The organism is Corynebacterium sp. HMSC076D02, from assembly GCF_001813815.1.
GTDB classification, from domain to species: Bacteria; Actinomycetota; Actinomycetes; order Mycobacteriales; family Mycobacteriaceae; genus Corynebacterium; species Corynebacterium simulans.
On the sequence record NZ_KV814043.1, the window covers coordinates 78,819 to 90,084 of the forward strand.

4 protein-coding genes and 1 pseudogene are annotated in these 11,266 nt (G+C 58.7%); 1 reads left to right on the forward strand and 4 read right to left on the reverse strand.

Features of this window, described 5'->3' with window-relative positions; translation table 11 throughout:
- From HMPREF2935_RS02650 to gabT, 4 genes are all read right to left on the reverse strand, one after another.
- Window positions 1-6,220: putative Ig domain-containing protein (locus HMPREF2935_RS02650; protein WP_210400717.1), on the reverse strand; the 6,220-nt coding region annotated here is incomplete at its 3' end.
- 469 nt (window positions 6,221-6,689) lie between these two features.
- Window positions 6,690-7,913, reverse strand: a complete 1,224-nt coding sequence (locus HMPREF2935_RS02655) for an aromatic amino acid transport family protein (protein WP_070731881.1) — start codon at window positions 7,911-7,913, stop codon at window positions 6,690-6,692.
- A gap of 145 nt (window positions 7,914-8,058) precedes the next feature.
- Window positions 8,059-9,540 (reverse strand): NAD-dependent succinate-semialdehyde dehydrogenase, encoded by a 1,482-nt coding sequence (locus tag HMPREF2935_RS02660; RefSeq protein ID WP_070731885.1) that lies wholly within the window; start codon window positions 9,538-9,540, stop codon window positions 8,059-8,061.
- Between the two features lie 31 nt (window positions 9,541-9,571).
- Window positions 9,572-10,900, reverse strand: a complete 1,329-nt coding sequence (gene gabT, locus HMPREF2935_RS02665; protein WP_070731887.1) for a 4-aminobutyrate--2-oxoglutarate transaminase — start codon at window positions 10,898-10,900, stop codon at window positions 9,572-9,574.
- A gap of 144 nt (window positions 10,901-11,044) precedes the next feature.
- Here gabT and HMPREF2935_RS13440 point away from each other — a divergent pair.
- Window positions 11,045-11,266, forward strand: a pseudogene (locus HMPREF2935_RS13440) (PucR family transcriptional regulator ligand-binding domain-containing protein); the annotation flags it as partial.

Sequence of the window (11,266 nt, forward strand, 5' to 3'; positions counted from 1 at the left end):
CCGTCGGATCCGTCGGGTCGGTCGGATCCGTCGGATCGGCTGCTACGACGTCGATGGTGAACGTAGTGGTTGCCTTGTTGCCAGCGGCGTTGGTTGCCGTAATAGTAACCTCGCTGCGGCCAAAGGCGCTCGGCTTGCCGCTGATGGTGCCGGTAGCTGGGTCAAATTCGACGCCAGTAGGCAGGCCGGTTGCGCTCAGCGTTGCTGCTGGGTCATCGCTGTGAACGGTGACTTCAGTGACGTCTTCGCCCAGCTTCACGGTCTGATCCGAAATCGGGTCAAGCTTCGGCGCGGTGGTATCGGCCGGCTCACGGACCACGATGGTGAAGGTTTCGTCGGTGGCATTGCCGTTGGCATCGGTGACCGTCACGGTGACCTCGTAGGTGCCCGGCTTGGTCGGGGTGCCGGTGATGGTGGCAACGCCATCGACGGTCTCAAGCTTCACACCATCCGGCAGACCGGAGGCCTTTACCGTATCCGTGTCCGAATCAGAAGAGACCCGAATCGGCTCAATCGGCGTATTGGCATCGACAGCCTGATCCGCAATCGGATCCACCTGCGGACCGGTTGCATCCTTTACGGTGATGGTCAGCTGCTTCTCGGTAGTATTACCTGCCGCATCGGTGGCGGTCACCGTCACGGTATAGGTGCCCGGAGTAGTTGGCACACCGGAAATCTCGCCGGTGGACGCGAAGAACCGAACGCCATAAGGCAAGCCAGTCACGGTCAGGGTAGCCTGCGGGTCATCCGAGGTGATGTGAATCGAGTCAAGCTCGGTGTCTTCCGTGACGGTCCGATCGGCGACGCCGTCTAAGGAAGGCGCCCCAGAATCGACCACGTGGATCGTGAACTGCTCGACGGAAGACTTACCGTTCTCATCAGTGGCCGTTACGGTGACCACGATGGGGAAGTCACCCGCGCGAGTTGGAGTACCCGAAATCGTATTGGTATCGGTGTCGTAAGTAACACCATCCGGCAGCCCGGTCACGGTGATCGTCGTAGAAATCGATGGATCCTTCGGGGTTGGCTGAACCTCCTCAATCGGATCCCCCAGCTTCACCTCCTGATCCGAAATTGGTTCCAGAACCGGCGCTCCAGGGTCGACGACGGTGATGGTGAAGGTCTCCGTGGTCGTGTTGCCCGCGGCATCGGTCACGTTCACGGTGACAGGCAGCTCACCAGCGGTGGTTGGCGTGCCAGAGATGGTTCCGGTTTCTGGGTCGAAGCTGAGACCATCAGGCAGACCGGTGACCGTCACGGTGGCGTTCGGATCGTCGCTGACTACCTTGATATCGGTGATCGCATCGCCCTTCTCTACCGTTTGATCGTCGATGGGGTCGACCTTCGGAGCAGTGGAATCGCTGACCGTGATGGTGAAGTCAACGTAGGAGGTGTTTCCGGCTGCATCGGTTGCCAGGACGCGCACTGGGTAGGTGCCCGCGGTGGTTCGCGTGCCGGAAATCGTGTTGGTAGCGGCGTCATACTGAACGCCCTCTGGCAGGCCGACTACGGAAATCTTGGCATCAGGGTCATCCGCCTTGACAACGATATCTTCAATGGCGCTGCCGGCAGCAACGTCTTGGTCACTGATCTCGTCCAGCGCTGGGCCCTGGGCATCGGTGACGGTGATGGTCGAGGTATCGATAGCCTTGTTGCCCGCTTCGTCGACCGCGGTCACGGTCACGGTGTAGGTGCCCGGCTTGGTCGGGGTACCGGTGATTAGTCCCGCCTCTGGATCAAAAGTCATGCCATCAGGTAGACCTTCGACCGTTACCGTCGCAGAAGGATCATCTACGCGCACTGGAATCGGGTTGGCATCAGTTCCCGCAGCGACCGTGCTATCGGGCAGCGGCTGGATGACTGGTGCACCGGCGTCATTGACGTTGATGTTGAAGACTTCTTCGGTGGTATTGCCAGCGTCGTCCTTAGCGGTGATCGTCACTGGGTAGCTTCCCGGCTTAGTCGGGGTGCCCTCAATCTGCTTGGTATTGGGGTTATAGCTCAAGCCCTCAGGCAAGCCAGTGAACGTCAAGGAGGTCACCGCAACGTTGTCCTCAGCGGTGATCTTGATAGGCGTGATCGGAGAATCCGCCGGAACTGTAGGATCCGAAATCGGCGCGATCTGCGGCGCGGTCTTATCGGAGACGGTGATGACAAAATCAACGGGCTCCGAGGTATTGCCGGCGTCATCGGTAGCCGTGACCTTGATGGTGTAGGTTCCCGGCTTCTCTGGGCGGCCGGTAAAGGTGTTGGTCGCGGGGTCGAAGCTAACCCCCTTCGGCAGGGTCTCCGGATCGACCTGGACGGTGGCATCCGGATCATTTACCGAAACCACGACCGGCTTAATCGTCTCGTTCAGAGCGATATCCTGGGCCTCAATCGGCTCGATGACCGGGGCGGTCGTGTCTTCGACGGTGATGGTAAACGGTTCGTAGGAAACGTTGCCCGCTTCATCAGTTGCCGCAATAACGACATCATAGGTACCTGGCTTAGTCGGGGTGCCCTCGATCTGCTTGGTATCCGGGTTATAAGTCAAGCCATCAGGCAGGCCCGTGACTTCAATCTTCGCCTTCGGATCATCGGTTTTGACCGGAATCGGAGTGATTTCATCACCCTCCGGGACGCTGACGTTCTCCACCGGAGTGATGACAGGCGCCGTTGCATCGTTAACCGCAATGACGAAGGTCTGAGTCGTTGTATTGCCCGCAGCATCGGAAACCGTGACGGTTACTACGGAAGAACCGGTTTCCTTCGGGGTGCCGGAGATTTTCTTGGTCGCGGGATCGTAGGTCACACCCTCGGGCAGGCCGGTGACGGTCCAGGCGAGATCCTGCGGTGCGGTGGAGTTGTCGGCCGGGTTTAGGCTCATCAGATCGATATCTTTGATGGGCTTCCCCTGGTTAATCGTCTGATCCTCCGGATCATCGAAGGTAGGCGCGGTGGCATCGCCCACGAGCAAGACAACTTCCTGTTTCGTGGAATTACCGGCTGGGTCGGTGGCGGTAACAGTAACGATGTAGCGCCCCGGAGTGGTTGGGGTGCCCTCGACGAGCCCCGTTTCACTATCAAAGGTCACACCCTCGGGCAGGCCGGTGACGTCAATCTTCGCGGTTGGGTCCGGGCTGGTGACAGGCTCCAGGTTGAGCGGCTGATCTTCAGGAACCGAGACATCGCGAAGCGGGCGCAGAGCCGGGGCAACGGTATCGGTGACCTTGATGTTAAAAGTCTTCTCGGTGACGTTTCCATAAGGATCAGTTACCTTGACGGTGACCGGGAAGACCTTGCCATCTTGGCTCGTGACTTCGGTCTTTGGCGTACCAGAGATGATGCCGGTGGTGGGATCGATACTGACGCCTTCTGGTAGCCCGGACGCACTGAACCTAGAATTCGGTTCATTGCTGGTCACGTGGATCGGCTCCAAGGCGGTGCCGTTTTCCACGCTCACATCAGCGATATCGTCCACCTGCGGCGCGGTGGTGTCGCCTACCTTGATAAGGAATTCCTGGGTCGAGGTATTACCGGCGGCATCGATCGCAGTCACCTTAATTGGGTACTCCCCCGGTGCCTGCGGGGTTCCTTCGATCTGATGGGTCTCCGGGTTATAGGTCAGTAATGGTGGCAGGCCCGCGACTTCAACGTTGCTGACGGACTTGTCAAAGTTATCGGTGACGTCTACTGGAATTGCGGTGATCGGTTGGCCAGCCTCTGCGGTGGCGTCGTTGATCTTGGCAATGGTCGGTTCCGTGGTGTCGGTAACAGTAACGACCAGGTTGGATATAGAGTTATTGCCCTGGGGATCGGTGGCCGATACGGCGACCGTGTAGATGCCCGGTTTGGTTGGGGTGCCTTCGAGGGCACTGTTTGACTTGTTCCAGGTCATGCCCGGCGGGATATCACCTTCCACGGTGACGGAGGCTTTAGGATCGTCCACCTTGATCGGAATCGAAGCAGACTTATCCTCTGGGACGGTGGCATCCGGGCTGGTGAGAACCGGCGCGGAAGAATCCACGACGTTGATACTGAATGCAGTTTCGATGACATTTCCGGCGGCATCGGTGACGCGGACGTTAACTGTCGACGCCCCGGTTGCCGACGGAGTACCACTAATGGTTCCGGTCGCAGGATCGTAGGTGACGCCATCTGGCAGGCCACTGACCTCAACGCCGGTCACACCGACGTTATCCGTCGACGTAACCTTAATCGGCGCGATGGCTTCGCCCAGCTCCAGGTTCTGCGAATCGATCTGCTCAATCTGCGGCGGGATGCCGTCAGTGACCGTGACCTTGGCATTGACGAGGTCGGTCGAGCCATCGGCGTAGGTGACAATGACCGGGACGGTGTAATCTTCCAGCGCAACGTCGGTGCCCGGTGTGGCGGTAATGGTGCCTTGGGCATCAATCTTTACCCACGTTGGGGCGCCATCCGCCAGCTTGTAGGTGGTACCGGCTGGTGCCGGCAGGGTTTCAACGGTTGTTGCGGTAGTCGAGTCGTCGAAAAGCGGCGCCGCAACGGAACCAGTGCTGCTTTGAGCCACGGTTGTAGAACCATAGGTGGGCTCGTAGCGCCCGGACGTCGGCAGTGGCTTAACGGTGAAGGAATCCTGCGTTATCGCCAGGCCATCTCGCACGCCAGAGGGCGAGACCGCAAACAAGCGTGCGGTGTAAGTGGTGGTCTTCTTCAAGTTAGGGTCGGTGACAAAACCGCAGGAAGGAAGCCTGCCACTCGCGTCCGGCGCTACCGGCGGGCAGGTGTACTGGGTCAGTTCATTGCCAGCCTCGTCGAACCACGCGATCTGATAACGCGTGGTACCGATTTTGTCGTACTGCAGGCCCGTCGTGGTGGTCTCGATGGCTTGACCCGCTGTAGCGAAGTTGGAGAAAGAGTCATACGGGGTGACGTCAAACTTCAGGTTGCCCGGGTACAGCGCAAAGTTGAGGTTGCTGGCGTAATCCAGCGAACCGCCCCAGTTAGACGGCCATCCGGCCAAGGTGCCAGCGGAGGTTAAGGTGCTGGTGGTGTTGCCGGTGTAACCGTTGTAGTTAAACGGCGTGTTCACGGAAATGCCCGGCATGTCCTGCAAGGAGAAGAACATCCACTCACTGTTGACGTGCTTGGATTCCGAGTTGCCGTTGGTCCATTTACCTTCCTCTGCGGAACCAGCCAGGTTGTGCCAGATTTTGTCCTTGGACAAAATACCGCGATCGTCCCAGCTATTTCCCCAGGTACCGCGGAACTGCAGCGTGTACTTACCGTTGGCATCGGTCTTGGCTTGGACGGTCTCTGCGATCCACTTCTGCTGGCCTTCCGCTGCCATCCGCTGCTTAATCCACTGCTGCAGCGCGAGTTCTTGCTGGGTATTCCAGTTGGAATCACGCACGCGGCCCTTGTAACCGATGGCGGCCATGGTTGCGGGATCGTAGATGCGCGAAAGCGCGTAATCAGAAAGGTAGGAGCCATACACAGTGACGTCTGGAGCCACGGAGTCGATACCGTTGACGGACTGGTAGTTCTGCCACAAGAGGGCGCCGGCGGCGGCGTTGGTTTGGTTCCAGAAGACGGTACCGGAGTATTGGCCATAGGAGCCAGTCTGAGGGTTGTCCGCGACATTCGCCAGGTCGTGCATCACGTTGTTGTTAGCGATGGGCGAGTAAGCGATCTTGATGTCGTTATAGGTATCAGACCCCACGGACTGGGTAGTGCCGGCCTCGGTGTTGGCGGTGTTGCCTTCCGGCATGATCTGCTCTTGACCATAGGAGTAGAGCAGGTTGTACTGTGAGGTATCCGGATTAATGGACCAGACGCGGAGCTTCTCCCCCTCCGGCAAGTTGGGGTCTGCGTCGAAGTTGCGCCGGACGCCCTTGGCGTCAGTAAAGGAGGTCATGCCGATGTGGAACTGACCATCGGCGCCGGTGGTGGTGGTATAAATCGGCGACGCCGTGCCGTCCTTTTCGAACCACTGGGCAAAGACTTTCACGCCAGACATGGGCGCAACGTTTGGATCGCTCAGGTTCGATTGCATGGTGCCGCCGGTCTGCAGGCCCACGAAGCCGTTCACGGAGCGGGTGCTTCCTGCGGGAACCGTGGTGTTTATGGCGGTTTCTTCGGAGGAACCTGGCGCTGCGGTCTCCGCCTGGGCTGCAGGCTCATTATCGAGGAGGTTGGGTACAACAACGACCCCGCCCATAACTAGCGCAGCAGCCATGCCTGAGGCAGTGAGCATGCGCCAGCGGCCGCTTAAATTAAGCCCGCTGAGTGCAGTTACAGAACGAGGTGGCCGAAAAGATATCTTTGACATGACCAATACTTTCTCTAATTCAGGTGTTGTCGCGGCTGTGAAACAGACAGAGCGACAACAAAGTACGTGAGGAGACTGGCTATTCGCATAGAGATCGAACTACTCGGGATGCCATGTAGGCATACTGGGCATCTTAGCAAAATCTTTGGAGTTCTCTAGGCAAATCCTAAATTCACAACAGCAACAACTCCCAGCCGAGCAACCCTGGAGAATATATGGCTCTAATCGCCCTAAATTGATTAGGCTTTCAGGGTTCTCGTCCCGTAAAGTTCGTTCTATTTTTCTATGAGCTGCACTGATAGTCAGACCCCGCTGGAAAAATAAATTCCGGTAATGCTTTTGGCAAGCACCCTGCCCACTCCCCTATGCAGGAGCGCTTGCCGACGCCACTTTCTTAAGTCCAGCCCGCCGGAACCAGGCCCACGATCGAGACAACCGAATAAACGAAAGCCAAGAAATAAACCACGATGATGACACCCTGAATCAGCGGATGCGCAAGAACGCCAACTTTCCATCGCGTTTCCTTGTCGCCATGCTTGCGGGAGGCATGCAACAGCATCACGGGAATGATCGACATGATAGCGCCGGCAAATCCGCCCGCATAAGACAGCGCGGCAACGAAGCCGCCCAACCCTAAAACGAAGATAACTAGCGGCGGCAGCACCGTCAGCGCAACACCAATCGCACGCTGGCGGTTACTTCCCTCCCAATGCAGCATGTCCAAGATGTTGCGCATCGTGGTAAAACCAATTGCCAAGAAAGATGTCAGCATTGCAGCCAAAGCGAAGATATTCGCCAGATAATAGGCCACCGGTCCAAGCTTCTCACCCCACGCGATAGTCACGACTTCGGTCACATCCATACCAAGGAGGCCGAGCGCAGCGAAAGGAACGAGCGCCAAGGTAAAGCCGGTGATGACCATACCCACGACGATGGCGCGTGCGGTCTCATGCGGTTTTTCCGGATCCATTCCCTGCACCAGTTCCGGCACGACGTACTGCGCCACGAACGAGAAAACAGCCAGGTTCAAAATCGGAACGATGAAAAATGGGTGCAGCACCAGGAGGTTTTCCGCTTTAATGCCTGGCCCAATGAAGGTCCAACCACACAAAATCGCGATAATAATCGCCATTCCGGCGGTGATAGCCCCCTCAGTAGCTCCGGTGGTGTGCAGGCCGCGGTACATAACCCAAGAGCCGAAACCAAAGAAGATGAGCGTTCCCAATAGCGGCGGCGCACCGAAAATATTGCTTATCAGCTGGCCAGAGCCAGAAGCATAGGCAATCAAAGCACCCACGCCGTTAATAATGATGGCAAGAAAGACCAGCCAACGGCCCCACTGCCCCAGATAGTGCTCCGCCAAACCGGAAACCTGCAGAGGCGCTTTTGTGCGCATCGCACTTTCCGCAACATAAAGCATAGAAATCGTGGTCAGGGTACCCGCCACGAGAAGCGCAATAACGAGCGCCATAAATCCGCCGTTACGCGCGGCATAGGGAATGGAAAGAATGCCTGCACCAATGTTGGTGCCAAAGATAAGGGCAATGCCTTGGACGAAACTCAAGGCCGGCTTCGCAGCCTGCGGAGCCGCCCCTTCTGTCTTTTCAACAACCGTCATATTTTCTCCCGAATCTAAAATAGAAATTTAAGTAACTGCGCATGGATCAACTGGGCCCCTCGGCGCCGTCCCCCCTTTGCAAAAGTGAGGGCTCCGAGGGGCAATGCCTGTGAAAAATCAGCTCGCTGAGGCTTGCCGGTTAGCGCTAAGGCTTAGCGATGTAGCGCACGGAGATGTACTCCTCGATGCCTTCGGCACCACCTTCGCGGCCGAAGCCGGATTCCTTGATGCCACCGAATGGAGCGGCAGCTTCAGAGATGGCGGAGCGGTTGATGCCCACCATGCCTGCCTCCAGCGCGTGCGCCAGGTACTCCGCGGTGTGGAAGTTCTCGGTGAAGGCATAGGCTGCCAAACCGAACTCGGTGTCGTTGGCCTTGGCGACTCCTTCCTCCAAGGTGGAGAAGGTGGTCACGGTGGCTACCGGCCCGAAGATCTCCTGGCGCAGGATCTCGGCGTCGTCAGGCACGTTCGCCAGAACGGTAGCTGGATAAAAGAAGCCGGCGCCATCCGGACGCTCGCCGCCGGTGGTGGCGGTGGCCCCTTGCTCAAGCGCGCGCTCAACCAGCTTGGCCACGCTGTCGCGCTGCTTCGCACTAATCAGCGGGCCGAGGGTGGTGCCTTCTTCCAAACCATGGCCTGCCTGGATAGCAGCCATCTTCTCCGTCAGGCGATCTGTGAACTCCTCAGCCACCGCCTCGTGCACGATGAAGCGGTTGGCCGCGATGCAAGCCTCACCACCGTTGCGCATCTTCGCCTGCATCGCGCAGTCAAGCACTAGGTCAAGGTTGGCGTCCTCGTGGACCAGGAACGGGGCATTGCCACCGAGTTCCATGGAGGTGCGTTGCAGATTATCGGCAGACTGGCGCACCAGAATCTTGCCCACACCAGTAGAACCAGTGAATGTCACCTTGCGCAGGCGCGGATCCGCCATGAGCTCGGAGGACAGCGCGCTCGACTGCGTGGTGGTCACGATGGAAAACACACCAGCCGGCACCTCGTGGCGGGTGAAGACCTCTGCGATGACCTCACCCAACAGCAGCATGGTCAGCGGGGTTTCCGCAGCGGGCTTAACCACGACCGGGCAGCCAGCGGCAAAGGCCGGGGCAATCTTACGGGTGGCCATGGCCAGCGGGAAGTTCCACGGGGTGATTGCCAGCACTGGGCCCACCGGGGTGTGGGAGACGGTAATGGAACCATTGCCTGCCGGGGACTGGGAGTAGCGGCCCGGAATGCGCACGGCTTCTTCCGCGAACCAGCGCATGTACTCAGCACCATAGGCCACCTCGCCCAGCGCTTCCGCGTAAGGCTTTCCCATCTCCAAGGTCATCACGCGAGCGAAGTCTTCCTTGCGCTCAATAATGGCGTTGAAGATGTCAGTGAGGATGATAGAGCGCGTGCGCGGCGCAAAACCGGCCCATTCCTTTTGCGCGGCGTCGGCAAGCTCCAGCGCGCGCATCCAGTCAGCGGAGGTGCCATCTGCAACGTTGGCAATGACTTCTTCCGTTGCTGGGTCGAGGACCTCGAAAGTGGCGCCGCCGGTGGCTGCGACGTTCGTGCCCTCCAGCCAAAGGCCAATTGGCAGAGAACCCAACAGCTCAGAAACCTGCGAATAATCAAAGTTTGTCATTTGCTTCTACCCTTTTGGCTGCAGCCCGGACTTACTTGTACTCGTTGAACTGTTTGACCACTACCTGCAGGGCCTCGCGCCACAGATCCTCCGGGATGGCCAGGGAAGGCAGGAAGCGGATAACGTTGTGGTCAAGGCCGCAGGTGAGGATGAGGACGCCCTCTGCCTTTGCAGCATCTGCAATCTTGTGGACGAGCTCGGAGTCTGGCTCGCCATCAGCGGTGACGAACTCGAGTGCAAGCATGGCGCCACGGCCGCGGAACTCTGCCACGCGCTCGTCGCCCAGGATTAGCTCCAGCTCCTCGCGGGCAATCTTTTCCAGGTTCAGCGCGCGGGTGCCAAAGTCCTTCTCCTCAAATTCCTTGAGGGTGGCCAGGGCTGCGGCGCAGGAAACAGGGTTGCCGGTGTAGGTGCCGCCCAGGCCGCCTGGCTGCGGTGCATCCATAATTTCCGCGCGGCCGGTCACTGCGGAAAGCGGCATGCCGGAAGCAATACCCTTGGCGATGGTGACCAGGTCAGGGACGATGCCCTCGTGGTCGGAAGCGAACCAGGTGCCGGTGCGCATCATGCCGGCCTGAATCTCATCAACGATGAAGACAACGTCGTTGTCGTTGCACCACTTCTGGATAGCTGGCAGGTAGCCCTCAGCCGGAACAACGAAGCCGCCCTCGCCCTGAATTGGCTCGACCACAACGCAAGCGAGGTTGGCAGCGCCGACTTCCTGCTCGATCATCGTGGTGGTGCGCTTTGCGGCTTCTTCGCCGGAAAGCTGGTCGCGCAGCGGGTAGGACATCGGCGCGCGGTAGATTTCCGGCGCGAACGGGCCAAAGCCGTTCTTGTATGGGGACTGCTTTGCGGTCATGGCCATGGTCAGGTTGGTGCGGCCGTGGAATGCGCGGTCCATGACCACGACGCCGCGCTTGCCGGTGTAGTTGCGGGCGATCTTCACGGCGTTTTCCACTGCTTCCGCACCGGAGTTGAATAGCGCGGTCTTCTTCGGGTGATCGCCCGGAGTAACCTCATTGAGCTTTTCAGCGACCTCAACGTAGGACTCGTACGGGGAGATAGTGAAAGAGGTGTGAGTGAAGTGCGCGACGGCCTCCTGCACGGCTTTGACGACGGCCGGGTTGGAAGCGCCCGCGGAGGTAACAGCGATGCCGGAGGCCAAGTCAATGAAACGGTTGCCGTCTGCATCGGCGAGGATGCCACCATCAGCGTCCACGACATAGCCCGGCAGCGCAGGCGCCATGCCAGCTGGGATGGCGTTCTTGCGGCGCTCATCAAGAGCAGCGCTGGCTGGCCCTGGGACCTCTTGCGCGAGGTGGCGGGTCTGCTCGATGCGGTATTCAAGTTCCTGCATGATTCTCCTTCAATCGTCTTGCTTTGTGATGTGAATCATTGTGGATGTCACAACTAGCCACAGGCCATAGACAACGCGTATATATTTTGGGGAAAAGACTATTCACTATGTCTATCGACGAGTTGCTGCAAGAAGGACCCGGCAATGAGCGAACTTCGCTTTCAATGGCTGTTTAACCAGCGCAAACTAAACCTGCGCCCGATTCTCGAAGGCCCGCGTGAATTCACCACCATCCAAGCCAGCGAGTTGCGCGATCCCAGCGAGTTCACCACCCAGGGCGCCATCATCCTGACCTTGGGGCTAGCTTTCGAAAACTCACCCAGCGACTTTTCCGCCTATGCGCGCACCCTGGCGGCGGCGGGCGTG

Bases quoted from the DNA above. Each gene is read 5' to 3' on its own strand.
- gabT (WP_070731887.1), bottom strand. From the start codon at position 10,900: ATGCAGGAACTTGAATACCGCATCGAGCAGACCCGCCACCTCGCGCAA.
- HMPREF2935_RS02660 (WP_070731885.1), bottom strand. From the start codon at position 9,540: ATGACAAACTTTGATTATTCGCAGGTTTCTGAGCTGTTGGGTTCTCTG.
- HMPREF2935_RS02655 (WP_070731881.1), bottom strand. From the start codon at position 7,913: ATGACGGTTGTTGAAAAGACAGAAGGGGCGGCTCCGCAGGCTGCGAAG.